General features: G+C 72.1%; 15 protein-coding genes. 9 read left to right on the top strand and 6 right to left on the bottom strand.

Features of this window, described 5'->3' with window-relative positions:
- Positions 1 to 61: 61 nt before the first annotated feature.
- From ACA511_RS38920 to ACA511_RS38940, 5 genes are all read left to right on the top strand, one after another.
- Positions 62 to 856 (top strand): enoyl-CoA hydratase/isomerase family protein, encoded by a 795-nt coding sequence (locus ACA511_RS38920; RefSeq protein ID WP_375029761.1) that lies wholly within the window; start codon positions 62 to 64, stop codon positions 854 to 856.
- A 137-nt stretch (positions 857 to 993) separates the two neighbouring features.
- The gene (locus ACA511_RS38925; RefSeq protein WP_375029762.1) at positions 994 to 1662 is read left to right on the top strand and encodes a hypothetical protein; all 669 of its coding nucleotides are present in this window, start codon (positions 994 to 996) and stop codon (positions 1660 to 1662) included.
- 143 nt (positions 1663 to 1805) lie between these two features.
- On the top strand, positions 1806 to 3230 hold the full coding sequence (locus tag ACA511_RS38930) for a hypothetical protein (protein WP_375029763.1): 1425 nt from the start codon (positions 1806 to 1808) through the stop codon (positions 3228 to 3230).
- A 22-nt stretch (positions 3231 to 3252) separates the two neighbouring features.
- Complete coding sequence (locus tag ACA511_RS38935) at positions 3253 to 4116, top strand: glutamate ABC transporter substrate-binding protein (protein ID WP_375029764.1); 864 nt, start codon at positions 3253 to 3255, stop codon at positions 4114 to 4116.
- A 13-nt stretch (positions 4117 to 4129) separates the two neighbouring features.
- Positions 4130 to 6304, top strand: a complete 2175-nt coding sequence (locus tag ACA511_RS38940) for a hypothetical protein (protein ID WP_375029765.1) — start codon at positions 4130 to 4132, stop codon at positions 6302 to 6304.
- Positions 6305 to 7114: 810 nt separating this feature from the next.
- On the opposite strand, the gene ACA511_RS38945 is transcribed toward ACA511_RS38940, so the two are convergent.
- The 3 genes from ACA511_RS38945 to ACA511_RS38955 all read right to left on the bottom strand — a co-directional run bounded on the left by ACA511_RS38945 (position 7115) and on the right by ACA511_RS38955 (position 8461).
- Entirely contained in the window at positions 7115 to 7315 is a 201-nt protein-coding gene (locus ACA511_RS38945; RefSeq protein WP_375029766.1) for a DUF397 domain-containing protein, read from the bottom strand.
- Between the two features lie 139 nt (positions 7316 to 7454).
- The gene (locus ACA511_RS38950; RefSeq protein WP_375029767.1) at positions 7455 to 7655 is read right to left on the bottom strand and encodes a DUF397 domain-containing protein; all 201 of its coding nucleotides are present in this window, start codon (positions 7653 to 7655) and stop codon (positions 7455 to 7457) included.
- Positions 7652 to 8461 (bottom strand): Scr1 family TA system antitoxin-like transcriptional regulator, encoded by an 810-nt coding sequence (locus tag ACA511_RS38955; RefSeq protein ID WP_375029768.1) that lies wholly within the window; start codon positions 8459 to 8461, stop codon positions 7652 to 7654. The genes ACA511_RS38950 and ACA511_RS38955 overlap by 4 nt, the downstream gene beginning before the upstream one ends.
- Positions 8462 to 8578: 117 nt before the next feature.
- Between ACA511_RS38955 and ACA511_RS38960 the strand changes: the two genes are divergently transcribed.
- Both ACA511_RS38960 and ACA511_RS38965 read left to right on the top strand, forming a co-directional pair.
- Complete coding sequence (locus tag ACA511_RS38960; RefSeq protein WP_375029769.1) at positions 8579 to 9085, top strand: ATP-binding protein; 507 nt, start codon at positions 8579 to 8581, stop codon at positions 9083 to 9085.
- Between the two features lie 35 nt (positions 9086 to 9120).
- The gene (locus ACA511_RS38965; protein WP_375029770.1) at positions 9121 to 9861 is read left to right on the top strand and encodes a hypothetical protein; all 741 of its coding nucleotides are present in this window, start codon (positions 9121 to 9123) and stop codon (positions 9859 to 9861) included.
- A 118-nt stretch (positions 9862 to 9979) separates the two neighbouring features.
- Here the strand turns inward: ACA511_RS38965 and ACA511_RS38970 are convergent, their stop codons facing one another.
- Positions 9980 to 11674, bottom strand: coding sequence for an LLM class flavin-dependent oxidoreductase (locus tag ACA511_RS38970; RefSeq protein WP_375029771.1), 1695 nt, complete (start codon positions 11672 to 11674; stop codon positions 9980 to 9982).
- A 243-nt stretch (positions 11675 to 11917) separates the two neighbouring features.
- Between ACA511_RS38970 and ACA511_RS38975 the strand changes: the two genes are divergently transcribed.
- On the top strand, positions 11918 to 12949 hold the full coding sequence (locus tag ACA511_RS38975; protein WP_375029772.1) for a CaiB/BaiF CoA transferase family protein: 1032 nt from the start codon (positions 11918 to 11920) through the stop codon (positions 12947 to 12949).
- Positions 12950 to 13006: 57 nt separating this feature from the next.
- A complete protein-coding gene (locus tag ACA511_RS38980) occupies positions 13007 to 15886 on the top strand; it encodes an AAA family ATPase (protein ID WP_375029773.1) in 2880 nt (959 codons plus the stop codon).
- A gap of 271 nt (positions 15887 to 16157) precedes the next feature.
- Here the strand turns inward: ACA511_RS38980 and ACA511_RS38985 are convergent, their stop codons facing one another.
- Together ACA511_RS38985 and ACA511_RS38990 are read right to left on the bottom strand one after the other, a co-directional pair.
- Positions 16158 to 16979: a methyltransferase domain-containing protein gene (locus ACA511_RS38985; protein WP_375029774.1), complete on the bottom strand. Its 822-nt coding sequence runs from the start codon at positions 16977 to 16979 to the stop codon at positions 16158 to 16160.
- 208 nt (positions 16980 to 17187) lie between these two features.
- Entirely contained in the window at positions 17188 to 19122 is a 1935-nt protein-coding gene (locus ACA511_RS38990) for an acyl-CoA dehydrogenase family protein (RefSeq protein ID WP_375029775.1), read from the bottom strand.
- Positions 19123 to 19159: the final 37 nt, after the last annotated feature.

Here is a 19159-nt window from a genome sequence, read left to right on the forward strand (position 1 = left end):
CGTAGTCTGCCCCTGGAGCCCCGCTCCGGGGGCAGACGCCGTTCCGACCGGGATGAGGGGCATGTACGAGACGATCATCTACGCGGTGGACGAGCGGGTCGCGCGGATCACGCTGAACCGTCCCGACGCCCGCAACGCGCTCAGCGACCGGATGACGGACGAGCTGCTCGACGCGTTCGACCGGGCCAAGGCGGACCCCGGCGTCCGGGTGATCGTCCTGACGGGCGCCGGTGACCGGGCGTTCTGCGCCGGCGCCGACCTCGGCGGCCTGGGCGAGGCCCAGGCCGGCGGCCGTTCGGTCGCGGACGCGGACGCCATCCGGGACAGCGCCCCGTTCCGCCTGTTCACGGCCTTCCCGAAGCTCGGCAAGCCGATCATCGCCCGGCTGGCGGGGCACGCCGTCGCCGGCGGCCTCGGCCTCGCCGCCGCCTGCGACCTGGTGATCGCCGCCGACGACGTCAAGCTCGCGACACCGGAGGTCGACGTCGGCCTCTGGCCCATGATGATCATGGCGATCATCAACCGGAACGTCGCCCCCAAGCACGCGTTCAAGCTCTACTACACCGGCGCCCGCGTCACCGCCGCCGAGGCCCGCGACATCGGCCTCGTCACCGAGGTCGTCCCGCGCGCCGACCTGGACGCCCGCGTCGACGAACTGGCCCGCGCCATCGCGTCCAAGAGCCCCCTCGGCCTGCGCCGGGGCCGCGACGCCTTCTTCGCGATCGAGGGCCGTCCCCTGGAGGACCAGGTGGCCCACCTGCTGGGCGAACTCGTCGCGCTCGCCGCCACCGAGGACGCCAAGGAGGGCATCACGGCCTTCCTGGAGAACCGTCCCCCCGACTTCCAGGGCCGCTGACCCCCGCCGGTCGCCGGACGTGGGGAGCGCCGGGCTGCGGGCGGCCGTCACCGGTTCCGACCGGCCGCGGAGTTTGCGGCAGGAGGCACAGAGTCCTGGGGCGCCGGGGCGCATGATGGCGGGCGGGAGGCGCGAAGATGGCGGTTGGCCGACGGGATGTCCGGGTTTCGTTCGCGGCGCTGGTGCGGATCAGGGACGACGACCGGCATGTGCTGCTGCACTCGCCGAGCCGTCCGGGGTCCTTCGGCCCGCCGGGGGGCGTCTACAAGAGCTTCCCGCCCGCGGTGCGGCTGCTGGAGCCGCTCGGGTTCCGCGCCGACCGCGCCGCCCCCCTCGCCGAGGACATGCACTCCGACCTGCGCGGATTCCTGCCGGCTTCGTCTCTGCGCAGCTTCCAGCGCTGGTTCGCCACCGGCGCCTACCGGGAGGACGCCACCGAATGCCTGCGTCGTGAACTGGCCGAGGAGCTCGTGGAGTCGGGGCTGCCGCATCTGGTGCCCGACACGCTCGGCGCCGAGTTCGCCCCCGTGCGGACGGTCGTCGAGGGCCCGTACGCGGTGCCGGGCAAGCCGTACCGGCAGCTGCGGCGCCTGGAGGTGTACGAACCCGCGATGAACGGCACGGCGGTCGCGCGGCTCTGCCGCTCGCTGATCGAGTCCGGCATGGACGCGGCCGTGCCCGACGTGATCTGCGCCAGCACGGAGGAGATCGCGCACGGCCGCAGCGGCACGGCCCTGATCGGCGCGCACTCGGCCTACCTCGTGAGCGACACCCGGCCCCCGGTGGAGATCCCGATGCTCCGCTGAGCGGCCTGCGGGCGGGCGGCGGCGCAACTCCCGCCCCGCAGGCCGCAACCGGCCCCGCAGTGAAACGATCTTGCCTTGGTCATCGGGTTCCCCCGAGACTGGACGCCGGTCCCCGGAGCCCCCTCGAAGGAGAAGAGCCGAGCGTGCCCTCCAAGTTCTTCGGCCTCCGCACCGTCGCGGGGCGGGTCCGGGCGCTGACCGCCCTGGTGCTGCTGGCCCTCGCCGTGCTGCTCACCGTGCTGGCCGTCGGGGTCGTGGACGCGCGGGAGGGGCTGCGCGCGCTCGGGCACCGCGAAGGCCCCATGGTGGTGGCCACCAGCGACATGTACCTCGCGCTCAGCGACATGGACGCGCAGGTCACCAACGTCCTGCTGACCGGGGGCGAGGACGGCTGGCTGTGCGACCCGGACGACGAGAAGCAGCACTGCGAGCGCAGCGGCGAACGCTACGTGTACGACATCCGCCGCGAGGACGCGCAGCGGGCCGCGTTGAAGGCCGTGCTGCTGGCGCGCGACGACCTGAAGCGGCAGGGGACGGTCCAGTCCGTGCTGGACGGGCTGCACGCCTACGACCAGAACGTCCAGGCCGCGATGGAGTCGGGGCGGCTGCGGGCCGGTCCGCAGGGGCCGCTGCCGGCGGAGGGGATCCGGCGGTACCGGGCGGCGACCGCCCTGATGACGGGGGACCTGCTGCCGAAGGCGTACAACCTGACGCTGGACGGCGCGGGGGACGTCGACACCGCCTACCGGGACGAGCATTCGGCCGTCCGCGCGGGGTGGTTCCGCGTGCTGGGCGCCGGGATCGCGCTGCTGGCGGCGCTGGGCGCCCTCCAGGTGTATCTGGCGCGCCGGTTCCGGCGCCTGCTCAGCCTGCCGCTGGCCGCGGCGCTCGCCGGCGCGCTGGTGCTGACGGTGGCGGGCGCGTCGCTGCTGGCCACCGAGGCCGACCACATGCGGGCCGCCAAGACCGGGGGTTTCGACCCGACGCTCACCCTCACCCGCGCACGCGCGATCGGCAAGGGCCTCGACACCGACCGGGCCCGGCAGCTCCTGGACCCCGGCCAGGCCGACCGCTACGACCAGATGTACCTGGACAAGGCCCAGACGATCCTCTACATCGAGGGCGCGACGAGCCTGACCGACTACTACCGCGAACTGGACCGGCGGGTGGCCGGCGCCGGCCGGGGCGGGCGGCCCGTGGACTTCGGCGGGTTCTACGGCACCCGGGCGCGGCTCGCCGCCGGGGACGCCGGTGCGCTGCTGGCGTCCTACCGCCGCTACCAGGACCACGACGAGGCCGTCCGCGGCCTGGCCGAGCGCGGCGATCGGGCCGCCGCCGTCCAAGCCCATCTGGACCCCCGCTGGGCGCCCCTGCCCCACCCGATGTTCCGGGCGCACGACCAGGAACTCGACGCCCGCATCACCCACCGCGACTTCCTCCGCGCCCGCGGCGTGGCCGACGGCGACCGGGCGCTGGACCCGTGGACGTGGCTGCCGCCCGCCGCGGCGCTGGCCATCGCGGCCCTCATCGTGGCCGGGGTCTGGCCGCGCCTGTCGGAGTACCGCTGACACCGAGAGACGGGAGCCGCCCGTGCAGACCGCCCGCAGCACGCTGACCCTCGCCGCCACGGCCGTCCTGGCCGGGCTGGCCGTGCTGGTCCTGGTGGTGACCGTGGCGACGGCGCCGCTGGTGGACGGCGCCGACGCCCCGAAGTCCGTCACCGACCGGGACTCCCTCGTGATCGGGGTCAAGGACGATCAGCCGGGCCTGTCCCTCTGGGACCGGAAGGGCGAGCCGAAAGGCTTCGACGTCGACGTCGCGTACTACGTCGCCGGGGGGCTCCACGTCCCGTCGAAGAAGGTGAGCTTCCGTCCGGTGTCCTCGGACGAGAGGGAGGACGCCCTGCGCAGCGGCAAGGTCGACATGGTGATCGCGACCTACTCGATCACGCCCGAGCGCAAGGAGCAGGTCACCTTCGCCGGGCCGTACTACGTCGCGCACCAGGACATCCTCGTCCGGCGGGGCGACCCGTCCATCCGGAACGTGCGCGACCTCCGGGGCAGGCGGCTCTGCCAGGTCCCCGGGTCGAACTCCTGGCGGCGGGTGTCCGAGGAGCGCAAGGTCGCGGCCGCGATGGTCCCGGCGCGCTCCTACGGCGAGTGCGTCCAGGCGCTGGCCGCCGGACGCCTCGACGCCGTGTCCACCGACGACCTGATCCTCGCCGGCTTCGCGGCCGCCGCCGACTCCGGCGTCACCGTGGTGAACGCGCCGTTCTCCGACGAGCGGTACGGCATCGGTCTCCCCAAGGGCGACCTGAAGGGCTGCCGCGAGGTCAACCAGATCCTCACCGGCATGTACCAGGACGGCGCCGCCGAAACCCTCCTCAACCAGTGGTTCGCCACCTCGGGCCTGGACATCACCCTCACCGTCCCCCAGTTCGAAGGCTGCGCCTGAGCGCGCGAACGCGATGACCGATCCTGATCCGCGGTTCGGGGAGCTGAGCGAGGCCGAACGCGCCCTCCTCGAAGCCGCCGCCACCGGCGCGTGGGCCGACGTCCGAGCCGCCGGGACGGACGCCGACCGCCGGGTGCGGGCCGGTCTGCTCGCCGAGCTGCTGACGGGCGGACGCACCTCGGAGACCGGCCGGCCCAGGTCGGTGAAGCTGCGCGGCGCGCGCGTCACCGGCGTCCTCGACCTGGAGGCGGCCGAGTTGGCCTGCCCGCTACTGCTGGCCGACACCCGTTTCGAGGAGCCGGTCGTCCTCAGCGAGGCGACGGCCCCGTCCCTTCGCCTGCCGGGCTGCCACGTCCCCGCCCTCCTCGCCGATCAACTGCGGACCACCGGCAACCTGGAGCTGAACAGAGGCTTCACGGCCGCCCGGATCCATCTCATGGGCGCCGACATCGGCGGAACCGTGGATCTCACTGATGCCGCACTGAGCAATCCAGGCGCGCCCGCGCTGCTCGCCGAAGGGCTCACCGTCGCCCAGAACATGATCTGCCGGAATCTCACCGCCGAGGGAGAGACCCGCCTGTCGGCCGCCCGCGTAGGAGGCGTCCTGACCCTCGACGGCGCCACGCTCAGCAACCCGCACGGGGCGGCGCTCACCGCGGACGGCCTCACCGTCGAGCAGTCGATGTCCTGCCGGGACGGATTCACCGCCCACGGCGAAGTGCACCTGCGCGGGGCCGCCGTCAACGGCACCTTGGCCCTGGACGGGGCTCGCCTCGACGCACCCGGCGCCGACGCGCTGGCCGCCGCCCGCCTCACGGTCGGCCACGACGCCTTCTGCCGCGACCTGTCCGCTGAGGGGGAGGTGCGGCTCCCGGGCGCCCGCATCGGCGGCCGCCTCGACCTGTCCCGGGCGCGCCTGTCCAACCCGGGCGCAGCCGCGCTCACCGCCGACCGGCTCACCGTCGACGACGGCGTGCTGGCCGAGGGGATGACCTGCGACGGCGAGGTCCGGCTGCCCGGCGCCCGCATCGGCGGGACGCTGGTCCTGGCCGGCGCCCGCCTGTCCAATCCGGGCGCACTCGCACTGGACGGCGACGGCCTCGTCGTCGACCAGGACGTCCAGGCGGGCGGGCTCACCGTCGCGGGCGAGACCCGGCTGGTCCGCGCCCGCGTCGGCGGCGCACTGAACCTCGACGGCGCCGCACTGACCGACCCCGGCCGGACGGCCCTGTCCGCCGACGCGCTCATCGTCGAACAGTCCGCCTACTGCCGGGGCCTCACCGCCGAGGGCGAGATCCGCCTGATCGGAGCCCGGATCGGCGGCGTGGCCGACTTCACCGGGGCCCGCCTCGCCAACCCGGGACGGCGCGCACTGTACGCCGTGCGCCTGACCGTCGAGGGCGACCTCATGCTCCGACGAGGATTCACCGCCGAAGGAGGACTCCAGCTGTCGGGCGCCCGCGTCGGCGGCCAGATCGAGATCGCCGATGCCGTCCTCACCAGACCCCGCCGCCAGGCCCTCGACCTGACCGCGGCGACCGCGCAGGAACTGGTGCTGCGCCCCCGCCAAACCCCCGAGGGACGGGTGAACCTCACCAACGCCCAGGTCGGGATCTTCGAGGACGACCGGCGGACATGGCCCGACGACCTCCTCCTCCAGGGCTTCGCCTACGACGCCCTGTCGGGCGGCGACGCCGATGTGCGGGCACGCCTCCGCTGGGCGTCCCGCCATGGCGGCGGCTACACCCCGCAGATCTACGACCAGCTGGCCGCCGCCTACCGCCGCACCGGGCACGAGGCGTCCGCCCGGCGGGTGGCCATCGCCAAGCAGTGGCACCGCCGCAAGGTGCTCAGCCCACCGGGCAAGCTGACCAACTGGCTGCTGTACCTGACCGTCGGCTACGGCTACCGAACCTGGCTGGCCGCGATCTGGCTTGCCGCGCTACTGGCCCTGGGCACCCAGTTGTTCGACGCCGACCAGATGGCCAGAGCCGCGACGACCGCACCGTCCTTCAACGCCTTCGGCTACACCCTGGACGTGCTGCTGCCCATCGGCGACCTGGGCCAGCAGAAGTCCTGGCAACCCACCGGCGCGGCCCAGTTCTGGACGTGGACGTTCATGGCCGCCGGCTGGATCCTGAGCACCGCCGTAATAGCCGGCCTGACCGGCATCCTCCGCCGCGACTGACGAAGTCGCAGACCGCCCGCCTTGATACGCGCCGCGAGCCCGCTGACGACGTCCCGCCCGACTCAAAGGCCGGGCGCGCCCGGGTCAATGCTGTCGCGGACGCCCATGCCAGCGCCGAGGTCGGCCAGCTCAACGCAGCCGCCGCCACCCTCCTGCGGAACCTGTAGCTGCTCTTGCGCCAGGCGGCATGTGATCCGTCCTTCACGGTGCCTCCACCAGTGGGCCGCTGCTCTGCCCTCAGACGCTGTTCTTTTCCGGACGAATGACGAGGGCGGAAGCTACAACGGAGCGCCCGAAAAACGCGGAGACCCCCTCCGGAGAGGCCCGTGCAGGGGAGACGGTGACCACGAACGTCAGCCGGGCCACCCCCGTGTTGATCTGCGGCGTGTTGTTGTTATCGGCCTTGCCATAGCAACAACACGCCGCAGATCAACGTGGTGGAGGCCGCACTAGGTGGGTTGCGTTGTGAGGTTGGGGGCGCGGCTGGCGGGTGTGGTGTGGTCGCGGTGGTGTGGGCGAGCGGTGAACGTGCGACGGGTCTGCGAGTCGTCCTGCACAGGGCCGGCTGGTCACGTCTACGAGAGGAGTTGAGTGATGGCCGGGCCCAGGAAGTGGAGGCTCGACGGTGAGCGGCGGTTGCGTGAGGGGACGCCCTGCCACGCCGAGTAGGCCCCTCCGGAGAGGCCCGTGCAGGGGAGACGGTGACCACGAACGTCAGCCGGGCCACCCCTGTGTTGATCTGCGGCGTGTTGTTGTTATCGGGCTTGCCATAGCAACAACACGCCGCAGATCAACGTGGTGGAGGCCGCACTAGCGGTCGAGTTCGCCGGTTTTGATGCGGTTGAGTAGCTCGGCTACTGCGTTGCGTCCGAACTGGAGGATGGGGCCGTTGGGGTCGGTGCTGTCGCGGACGCCAAGAGTGGCTGCCAGGTCGGCCATCTCGACGCACTGCCCGCCCTCTTGGGTGCTGTGGCTGCTCTTGCGCCAGGTGGTGTGTGGTTCGACTTTCATGGGGCCTCCGGTGGTGGGCGGTCCTGCACTTAGATGTTGTGCGTTTTGGGGAGGGGTGGCGAGGGCGGACGGTGCTGCTGGGTGGCCGAAAAACGCAGAAAGCCCCCTCCGGAGAGGGGGCCCTGCTGCCGGGGGACAGCTACCGGTCGAGTTCGCCGGTCTTGATGAGGTTGAGAAGACCGGCTACGGCGTCGCGTCCGAACTGGAGGACGGGCCCGTCGGGGTCGGTACTGTCGCGGACTCCCACGGCAGATGTCAGGTTGGCCAGTTCCACACAGGCACCGCCTTCCTGGGTGCTGTAGCTGCTCTTGCGCCACGCGACACGTGTTGAGTCCTTCACAGGCTCTCCATCACCTCCTGGATCAAAGCTTCAGAGGCTGTGTTGCTCAAGGCCGCATGGTTGAGCATGTCCCACAACCGTCGAAACTCTTCCACTTTAGAGCTTTGTGTGATCACGTGGCCACTGCTGCCAGCGCCCTCGGAATAGCCGACGTCAGGTTCGTCCTCATGGCTGAAGAGGGCAAAGCCGCCACCGGGGTATACGGCAGCGTCGTCTGGTACGACCAAGATATTGATGTGAGGCTCGGCGAGAAGCTCCAGTAGCCGTCCGAGTTGTGCCTTGGTCGTCTCCATGTCGCCGATCACCTTCCGAATCGCGCTCTCCTGCAAGAGGATGACCACCCACGGGGGCTCGTCTCTCCAAAGTATCTCTTGGCGGCTCAGCCGAGTGGAAACCGCCTGTTCGAGGGCGCTCGGTCGTTGCCCAGGACGTAGCACTGCACGCGCGTAGTCCTCAGTTTGGAGAAGACCGGATATGACGACGTGGTCGTACACGCGGAGTGCGTCGGCGGTGCTCTCCAGGTCGGCGTAGGGGCGGAAGAAGACGGGGATGCCCTCCTTGGCGGCGAGGGGCTGGAGCTCCTGGAACTGCTCGTCGGTGCCGAAGTGGGCGTCGAGGAGTTCGGCGAGTTGGGGGGACGGGGCCTGGGCGGTGGTCTCGACCTTGGAGATCGTGTCGTGGGAGTAGCCGATCGTCTCCGCGAGTTGTGCTTGGGAAAGTCCGGCTTTGTCCCGAAGCTTCCGGAGCTTTGCCCCGAAAAGTGCGGCCGTCGACTCGGTCGGGTCGAGTCGCTTTCGATTCACCATGAGTCGCCCTCCGGAAGTATCGAGTTGGGGAAAGCTCGCCCCACTTCCGACGGTAGTCGAGACGTCACACGATGTGCGTCGAATCACGCACATCGAGCGACGAAAGTGGTGAGGGTAATGATCTTCGGACGGGGCCGGCGGAAGGGTGGGTTCGACAAAACGGGCTGTTCGGTTCGAATGGAAAGGACGGCGGCCGGGCCGCGGGCTCTGCGGCGAGGGTTTCTGGCCCTGCCCGAGGTCGTCCAGCAGGGACGGCTGATCGTCGAGTCGCAGGCGTTGCAGTGGGGGCTGGCCGAGGAGACGGTGGAGAACGCCGTGCTGGTCGCCTCCGAACTGCTGACCAACGCCGTGCGGGCCGCGCCTTATCAGCCCGTGTCGCTGCGGATGGCGCTCGACGGGGACGGGCTCCGGGTGGAGGTCTGGGACACGTCGCCGGTAAGGCCGAAAGCATCCGTGCCGGACCTTTCGATGCCGGAAAAGCCTCTACCCGACGACGTTCCTGATCCGGGTGGGTGGGGGCTGGGAATTGTGGAATTCCTGTCCATGCAACATGGGGTCCGGGCTGAGTTCGACGGCAAGAGCGTGTGGGCGGTGCTGAAGGCTGAGCTTCGCTCGCCGACATGATGTGGGTTTTGCCCAGCCCTGGGAAGAGGGCCGGTGTGGGGGACTGGTACACGCGGGAGATCGCGGACACTGGGCGGCTCCGGCTGGCCTGTTTCCTGGTGGCGTTCATCGCCGGGTTCCTGTTCATCCGGTTCAGCGTGCGGATGATCCGGCGGCAGGTGAAGTGGTGGCCGGGCAACGTCACGCCCGGCGGGCACCACATCCACCACGTCGTGTTCGGGCTGGTGTTCATGTGCGTGGGCGGTGTGAGCGGGCTCGCCGTCAAGGACGAAGCGTCCGGGTGGGCGGCGGCCACCGCCGCCGTGTTCGGGGTCGGGACGGCGCTGGTGCTGGACGAGTTCGCGCTCGTCCTGCACCTGGAGGACGTCTACTGGAGCGAGCAGGGCCGTCTGTCGGTCGAGGTCGTGTTCATCACGATCGCGCTGTGCGGGCTGATGCTGCTGGGCCTGCGGCCCCTCGGCCTGGACGACGTGGCCGGGGACGGCCTGTGGGCGATCGCGGCCATCATCGTGCTCGACATGCTGGTGGCGCTGGTCGCCCTGCTCAAGGGCAAGATCTGGACGGGGCTGATCGGCCTGTTCATCGGTGTGGTCGCGCTGGTCGGGGCCGTCCGGCTGGCCCGGCCCGACTCGCCCTGGGCGCGGCGGAGATACCAGCCGGGATCGCGCAAGGAGCGGCGCGCCGTCAAGCGCGAGCGCCGGTACCGGCGGCCCGTGCAGCGCCTCGGCGACTGGCTCAGCGACCTGATCGCCGGCCGTCCGTCCATCAAGTCGTAGTGCCGATGGAGGTTTTTCGCCGGGGCGCGAACTCTCGCGGGGGGTGTGCACGTCTGACTATTTGGTGGCCGTGGTCATCGGGGGACTACGGCCACCGCCAAGCTCTACGGGGGCCGGGTCAGTACGGGGACGGTCCGCCGAACATCTCGCTGAGGCGCGGGGCCAGTTCGTAGTCGCCGCGCAGTTCGAGTTCGCCGTCCATGAGCAGGGTGGCCGGGTTGGCGTCACCGGCGATCATCCGCAGGAAGTCCGCCGTCTTCACGATGAGCGTGAGGGCGGGGTCCTCGGCGGGCCCGGGGCGGGCGCGGGCCCGGCTCTTGCCGATGACGAGCGTCCACGTGGTGCGGGTGAGGCGGAACTCCAGTTCGCCCGTGAAACCGCCCGCCGCGGCCGGATCGTAGGCGCGGGCCATCCCGGCGAAGAAGAGGCGCTGGGCGCTCGGGCCGAAGCGGCGTTCGATCTGCTCGTCCGTCCGGCCGTGGACGAGTTTGTAGAAACCCTGCCGGAACCGCCTCCGGCTCGCGGAGCGGATGTCCTCGCGGAGCGGGCCGCGCGAACGGCGCGACCGGGCGACCTCCGCGTCCTCGTCGATGCGGTAGCCGGGCGGCGCGGTCCGGGCGGGGGCGCGGCGGGCGAGGGCGGCCACGACGGCGGGCGCCAGCCGCTCGGCCTTGGCGGCCTCGCGTTCCTCGCGCCCCTCGGTGAAGTGCGGCAGGACGGCCTCCCCGAACAGTTCGAGGGACTCGCAGATGTGCTCGTGCCGGTTCGGCCCCGATTGCAGGACGAACGCGATCTGGTCGACGCCGACCGACTCGTAGCGCCGGATCAGGTCGATGACCTGCTCGGGCGTACCCACGGCGCCGCGCAGGGAGCCGACGTTGACCCGCAGCGACTCCGCGTTGGCGATGATCTGCTCGCGGGAGAACCCCTTGGCGTTCCGGCGCTCCTGGAACTCCTCCCACACGTTCGTGCGTCCCGGATCGTGCGGGGTGGGGCCGTAGTAGTGCGCGAGCGCGAACGCGAAGAAGTGCGCCCCGTCGATGCCCCGGTCGATGGCCGTCGCCTCGTCCGCGTGCAGCATCATCGGCAGGACGACGGTCACGTTCGGGTTCACCGCGAACCCCGCCGGGACGCATTCGTCGGACGCGAGGATGCGGTAGTACTCGTCCACCCATTTCCCGGCGTCCTCGGGTTCCACGAACGAGAACGACAGGGCGCCGATGCCGTTGCGGGCCGCGAACTGGATCGTCTCGCGCCGCGAGCACGCCACCCACAGCGGCGGGTGCGGCTTCTGCACGGTCTTCGGCAGCACGTTCCGGGGCGGCATCTGGACGTACTCGGACGACCATCCCGCGAACGGCTCCTCGACGAACATGCGGGTGACGGCGTCGATCGCGTCCTGCCACTGGCCCCGTTTCTCGGTGCGCCGCACCCCGAACCCGCCGAGTTCCGCGCTCGAACTGGACTCGCCCGTCCCGAACTCGACCCGCCCGTTGGAGACGAGGTCGAGCGTGGCGATGCGCTCGGCGACCCGCGCCGGATGGTTGACCGCCGGAGGCAGCTGGACGATCCCGTGCCCGAGCCGTATCCGCTTGGTCCGCTGCGACGCGGCGGCGAGGAAGACCTCCGGCGCCGACGAATGGGAGTACTCCTCAAGGAAGTGGTGTTCGACCTCCCAGACGATGTCGAAGCCCACCCGGTCGGCGATCTCGATCTGGTCGAGCGCGTCCTGGTAGAGCTTCAGCTCCTGCCCGTCGCTCCACGGCCGCGGCAACTGGTGCTCGTAGAACAGCGAGAACCTGATCTCAACCACCTCCACCCCTCGTGACCAGCGAGAACGGGCGGCGACCCGGCCCCCGCACGGCCAGCATCACCCGAATTGGACGTCCCGTCAACGGCTCGCCCGGGACGTCCGATAGGGCCGGAAGGCCCGATGGTGTACCTGTTCGCCCCGATCTCGAACGCCTGGCCCGTCCGGTCGCCTTTCCGTGGTGTCCGAGGGAACACGTGCGGGCCCGGACGCGGTACGTTCCGGGGGACTCACGGGAGGAGCCCCATGGCGCCGCTGGACGGACTGCGCGTCCTCGACCTGACGATGTGGCGGCCCGGTCCGTACGCCACGCAGCTGCTCGCCCAGCTCGGGGCCGACGTGATCAAGGTGGAGCCGCCCGGCGGGGAGCCGATGCGGATGTTCCGCGACCACTTCGACGTCCTCAACCGGCACAAGCGCAGCATGGTGCTCGACCTGAAGTCGGCGGACGGGCGCGCGGCGCTCACGCGGCTGGCGGAGGACGCCGAGGTCTTCGTCGAGGGGTTCAGGCCCGGCGTCGCCGAGCGTCTCGGGGCGGGCCACGAGACGCTCCGCGCGCTCAACCCGCGCCTCGTCTACTGCTCCATCTCGGGATACGGGGCGGACGGGCCGCTGTCGGACGTCCCCGGGCACGACGTCAACTACCGGGCGTACGCCGCCGCGCTGCCGCCCGACGCCGTCTCCCCGGAGGCCGACGAACTGCCCCTCGCGGACATGGCGGCCGCCACGATGGCCGCGTTCGCGATCACCGCGGCCTGCCTCAAGGCCCGTGCGACGGGCGTCGGCGACCGGATCGACCTCGGCATGGCGGACGTCCTGGCGCACTGGGTGGGCACCGTCCCCGAGGCGACCGCGCGGTCGGGCGCCGGGCCCGTCCCCGGCTACGGCGTCTACCCGACCAAGGACGGCCGCAAGATCACCCTCGGCGTCGTGTCGGAGGAGAAGCTCTGGGCCGCGACCTGCCACGCGCTCGGCATCGGCGAGCACGCCGCGGTGCCGTTCGCCGAGCGGCTCGGACGGATCGGGGAGCTGGACGGGGCGGTGACCGCCGCCGTGGCGAAGCTCTCCCAGGCCGAGGCCATCGAGCGGCTGAGCGCGGCCGGAGCTCCGGTCGCGCCGCTGCTGTCGCACGCCGAGATGCTCGACCTCGACCACTTCCGGCAGCGCGGGATCCAGGACCGGGGACCGGTCAGGACGACCGTCCATCCGCCGCTGGGGGAGGGGGCGGTCGCCGGGCTGGACGAGCACCGGGGCCAGACCTGGCGTCTCACACAGTGATATTCAGGTGGGAACGTCGTACCCGTTTGGCATGCTTGGTACGTGAATGCGCGTGCGATGAGTCCCGTCCTGATCGGCAGGGCGGCGGAGCTGGGCGGACTGCGGGACGCCCTTGCCGCCGCGCCCGGCGCGGTGCTCGTCGGCGGTGACGCCGGGCTCGGCAAGACGCGCCTGATCCGGGAGTTCGCCCGGTCCGTGGAGGGGCGGGCAGACGTCCTCGTCGGCGGCTGCCTGGAGCTCGGCTCCGACGGCCTGCCGTTCGCGCCGTTCACGACCGTCCTGCGGGGCCTCGTGCGCGACATCGGCATCGACGGCGTCGCGGGCCTCGTGCCGCGCGGCGACACCGGCAGCCTGGCCCGGCTGCTGCCGGAGTTCGGCGAACCGGAGTCCGACGCCGCGTCGGGGGAGGAGCGCGCCCGGCTGTTCGAGGTCGTGCTGACGCTGCTGGAGCGGCTGGCCGAGAAGGGCCCGGTCGTCCTCGTCATCGAGGACGCCCACTGGGCTGACCGGTCCACCCGCGACCTGCTGGCCTTCCTGGTCCGCAACCTCGGCACCGGGCCGGTGCTGATCGTCCTCACCTACCGGACGGACGAGCTGCACCGCACCCATCCGCTGCGCCAGCTCCTCGCAGGGCTGGAACGGCTCGACCGCGTCCGCCGGAGCGAGCTCGGCAAGCTGACCCGCGCCGACGTGTCCGCGCTCGTCACCGAGCTGCTCGGCCAGACGCCGCCGCCCGGCATCGTCGAGCGGATCGAGGCCCGCAGCGAGGGCAACCCGCTGTTCGTCGAGGCGCTGCTCTGCGACGACGGCGGGCTGGTGTGCGAGCTGCCCGAGTCGCTGCGCGACCTGCTGCTCGCCGGCGTCCAGCGGCTCCCCGAGGAGACGCAGGACGTCCTGCGCGACGCGAGCGGCGGCAGCACCCGCATCGAGCACGCGCTGCTCGCGGCCGTGTCCGGGCTCGACGACGCCGCGCTGACCCGCGTGCTGCGGCCCGCCGTCGCCGCGAACGTCCTGGTCGTCGACGGCGACGGCTACGCGTTCCGGCACGCGCTGATCCGCGAGGCCGTCCACGACGACCTGCTGCCCGGCGAGCACACGCGCCTGCACACCCGCTACGCCGAGACCATGGAGAACGACCCTTCGCTCGTCCCCGCCGGGCGGCTGTGGGTCGAGCTGAGCTACCACTGGAAGCAGGCCCACAACAGCACGTGGGCGCTGGTCGCGGCCTGGCGCGCCGCCGGTGAGGCGCGCAAGGCGCTCGCCTACGCCGAGTGCCTCGCGATGCTCGAACGCGTCCTCCAGCTCTGGGACCTCGTCCCCGACGCGGCCGACCGCACCGGCGCGAACTACGCCAAGGTCCTGGTGGACGCCGCGACCGCCGCCGAACTGGCCGGCGAGTACGACCGCGGCATCAAGCTCGTCACCGCCGCGCTCAAGGAGGTCGAGGCCGCCGACGGCGAACGCGACACCGAGCGGTGGGCGATGCTGCTCGTCCTGCGGGCCAAGATGCGGTACCAGATGGCGCGTCCGGGCTTCGTCGAGGATCTGCGCGCCGCCGTCGGGGCGCTCCCGGCCGAACCGCCGACCGTGCTGCGGGCGCGGGCCCTGTCGACGCTCGGCAACTACGTGCGCGTCACCTCCGAGATCGGCGCCGCGCGCGACGCCGCGCGGGAGTCGCTGGCGATCGCGCGCAAGCTCGGCGACCCCGTCGCGGAGGCGGAGGCGCTCATCACGCTGTTCTGCGCCGACATGGACTACGGGCACGACGACCACCTGACCGAGGTCGAGGCGGCCGCCGACCGCGCCGGCAACCATCCGGTGCTGCTCCGGCACTACGTGATCAAGTCGCATTTCCTGGAGGGCTCCGGACGGCACGCCGAGGCCGCCGCCGTCGCGGCGCGCGGCCAGGAGCTGGCGCGCGAGTACGGGGTGGCGCGCACCCAGGGCACGTTCCTGTGCATCAACCAGGCCGAGCCGCTGGTCTCGCTCGGCCGGTGGGACGAGGCCATGGCCGTGATGAACCACGCCCTCGAACAGGACCCGGCCATCACCACCCGGACGTCGCTGCTCGTCCTCACCGGCTGGATCGCGCTGGCGCGCGGCGACCTGGCGACCGCGCGTGAGCGGCTCGGCACCTCACGCGAGATCAAGAACCTGAAGGCCGAGTGGCTGAAGACGCAGGACTACTTCAGCACGGTGTGGCTGGAGGCCAACCTCGCGCTCGCCGAAGGACGTCCCGCCGCCGCGCTGGACGCGGTGCGGCCCGTCCTCGCCCACGGCGGCCTGCCGGACGACGCCCGCTACGCGTGGCCCGCGCTGATCGCGGGGACGGCGGCGTGCGCGGAACTCGGCGACGCCGCCGCCGGCGAGCTGCGCCGGATCGAGGAGCGCGCCGCCGGGCTGCGGTCGACCGGGCCGCTCCAGTACGCGCAGTGCCTGACGTTCGCGGCCGAGCTGGCCCGCGCCCGCGGCGTCCTCGACGCGGCCGCGTGGGAGGAGGCCGCCGCCGCGTGGGAGGAGCTCGGCAACCCGTACTACCGGGCCCGCGCCCTGCTCCGGCTCGCGGAGGCGACGCTCGCGGGCGGCGGCCACGACGCCGCGGCGGCCACGCTGAGCACCGCCGCCGAGCTCACCGCCGGGCTGGGCGCCCGGCTGCTCGCCGAGCAGATCGCCGACCTGTCGCGCCGCACCCGGACGCCGCGGCGCAGCGACGCGCCGGCGCCGCTCGGGCTGACGCCCCGCGAGTACGAGGTGCTGCGCCTGGTCGCCGAGGGACGCAGCAACCGCGACATCGCCGAGGCGCTGTTCATCTCGGCGAAGACGGCCAGCGTCCACGTGTCGAACATCCTCGGCAAGCTGGAGGTGGCGAGCCGCGGCGAGGCCGCCGCGACCGCGCACCGGCTCGCCCTGTTCGCCGAGCCCAAGACGCGGGTCTGATTCGGCGGCGGGGGATCTCCCCTCCCGGACCCCCCGCCTCCGAACCGTCGGACCACACGGGAACTTCGTGGCCGGCCGTCCGGGACGCGTCCCGCGGGAGCAGGCGGTGCTTCTCCGTGCGGAGAGGCGGTCGGCGACCCGTCCGGCCACTGCCCAGTGTCGTGCCCGCGGGGCCCCGGCGGCGCGCGAGACATACCGTTCGGCGGGACAGAAAAAAGCGACGGCGACGGGCCGTTCTCCGTGACCCGTCGCCGTCGCCGAAGCCGGGTCGTCAGCGCGGGACGCGCGCGACGCAGATGACCGTCTGCCCGAACGGCGGCTTCACGAACCGCTCGATGGTGCGGGTCAGCGGCACGACCGTCCGGTCGTAGATCTTGACGAGCTTCGGGTCGGGGTAGCCGGCGCCGCCGCGGCGGACCGCGAACCACCAGGCGATGCCGCCGAGGAAGTTGATCGGCTTGAGCACCTCGGGGACGAGCCCGGCCTCCCGGACGGACGCCTCCAGCGTCGCCGGCGTGTACCGGGTGACGTGCCCGACCTTGCGGTCGAAGTCGCCGTAGAGCTGCATGTAGCCGGGCACCCAGATGACGATGCGGCCGCCGGGCTCGGTGACGGCGGCGAGGTCGCGCAGGGCCTGGACGTCGTCCTTGATGTGCTCCAGGACGTTCATCATCACGACCGTGTCGACCTTCTGCCGGATCACGATGTCGGCCGGCAGGGCCAGGTCGATGACCTCGACGTCGTCGTTGCCGTCGTAGCGCTTGCGCAGCTCGCCGACGCAGTACGGGTCGTTGTCGCTGACGACGAGGTAGTCGAGGCGGCCCGCGAACTGCTCGGAGAAGTGCCCGAGGCCGGAGCCGACCTCCAGCATGGACCGGCCCACGTGCGGCGCGATGGTCTCGTATTCGTACTTGCGGTAGTTGCGGGCTTCGTCCCCGCCCAGGTGGTTCTCCAGCGCGCCCTCTCCGGCGGCCGGCTGGACCACGTCCCCGTCCGGCGCCGGCCCGGCGGCCGGCGCGGCCTTCTTCGGGCCGCTGCCGAGGAGGTTGAGGAGGGTGCCTGCGATGGACTTCTTCTGACCAGGTGACTGCATACTTCCCGCTCGCTGGGTGCGTTGGCGTTCGGCTTCTCGTTCGCCGGACCGAAGACCCGGCCCGCACGGGGCGCGTCCGATCTCTGGCGCGAAGGTCGGGTCAGTCTACCCATGCGTGCACGCCGGACGCCCCGCCGTGACCGCACCGCGGGCGCCCGCACGGTGTGTCGCCTGGTCGGCGGCCTGGTCCGCTGCCTGGTCGGCGGGCTCAGCCGATCGTCCGGTGCACGGACTCCCGCTCGCTCGGGCCCGGCTCCGCCGGCGCGATCCACGGCCCCGGGATGGACGGGTCGAGGACGCCCTCCTCCACCCAGGCGAAGTCGCCGGCGAGGACGGCCCGCGCCAGCTTCACGTCCACCGCGTCGGTGTTGCGCCACAGTCCGTCGAACAGCTCCTCGACGCGGACGCGCGCCTGCCCGCAGAACGCGTCGGCGAGCAGCAGCGCCGACTTGCCGGGCGCCGCGCCGCCGAGGCCGCCGTCCGCGGACGCGTCGGCGTGGGCGCGCACGCACACCGCGCTCATCGCGTACAGCTCGGCGCCGATGTCGACCATCCGGCCGAGGAACCCCTGCCGGCGCTCCAGGCCGCCCTGCCAGCGCCCGGCCGCGTAGAAGATCGACCGGGCCAGCTTGCGGGACGCCCGCTCCACGTACCGCAGGTGCCGCGCGAGCGTCCCGAACTCGGCGTAGGAGTTCGGCCGGTGCCCGGGGCCGGTGACGAGCGTCGGCAGCCACCGCGCGTAGAACCCGCCCGCTTTCGCCGCCGCCCGCGCCTTCCGCCCGGTGGAGGCGTCCGGGTCGATGATGTCGCCCGCCACCGACAGGTGCGCGTCCACGGCCTCGCGGGCGATCAGCAGGTGCATGATCTCGCTGGAGCCCTCGAAGATCCGGTTGATGCGCAGGTCGCGCACCACCTGCTCCACCGGCACGCCGCGCTCGCCGCGCGCCGCGAGGGACTCGGCCGTCTCGTAGCCGCGCCCGCCGCGCACCTGCATCAGCTCGTCCGCGGCGCGGCACGCCATCTCCGACGACCACAGCTTGGCGAGGGCCGCCTCGATCCGGATGTCGTTGCGCTCGTCGTCCGCGAGCTGGCTGGACAGGTCGAGCATCGCCTCCATCGCGTACGCGGTCGCCGCGATGAACGCGATCTTGCGGGACACGGCCTCGTGCTCGCCGACCGGCCGGCCCCACTGCACCCGCTCCTTCGACCACTCGCGCGCGATCTTGGCGGCCCACTTGCCGCTCGCCGCGCAGATCGCGGGCAGCGACAGCCGGCCGGTGTTCAGCGTGGTGAGCGCGATCTTCAGCCCGGCGCCCTCCGCGCCGATCAGGTTCGCCTTCGGGACGCGGACGTCGTGGAACCGCGTCACGCCGTTCTCGATGCCGCGCAGCCCCATGAACGCGTTGCGGTTCTCGACGGTGATGCCGGGCGTGCCCATGTCCACGACGAACGCGGAGATGCCGCCGCGGTGCCCGTCCGACTTCGGGACGCGCGCCATCACGACGACGAGGTCGGCGATGACGCCGTTCGTCGTCCACAGCTTGACGCCGTTGAGGACGTAGCCGTCGCCGTCCGGGACGGCGGTGGCGCGCAGCCGCGCCGGGTCCGAGCCGACGTCGGGCTCGGTCAGCAGGAACGCGCTGACCTGGCGGGCGCAGCGCGGCAGCCACTCGTCCTTCTGCTCCGGCGTGCCGAACTCCTTGACCGGCTGCGGGACGCCGATGGACTGGTGCGCCGACAGCAGCGCGCCGAGCGCCGGGCACACCGACCCGACCACCATCAGGGCGCGGCCGTAGTACAGCTGGCTGAGCCCGAGCCCGCCGTACTTCTCCGGGATCTTCATGCCGAGCGCGCCGAGGTCGCGCAGGCCGGCGACGACGTCGTCCGGGATGCGCGACTCGCGCTCGATCAGCGCCGCGTCGACCCGGGTGGCGCAGAACTCGGTGAGCCGGGCGAGGAACTCCTCGCCCTTGCGCCGCGGCTCCCCTTCCGGGCGCGGATGCGGGTGGATCAGGTCGAGCCGGAAATCACCGAGGAAAAGCTGCCTGCCGAAGCTCGGCAGCCGCCACTCGGTCTCCCGCGCCTCTTCGGCGACCTTCCGGGCCGTCCGCTCGTCGACGTGCGTCTGGGTGTGCTGGCTCATGCTGATCGCATTTCCCGTGACCGGATCGGGAAAACCC

The organism is Actinomadura sp. GTD37 (assembly GCF_041951365.1).
Lineage (GTDB): Bacteria > Actinomycetota > Actinomycetes > Streptosporangiales > Streptosporangiaceae > Spirillospora.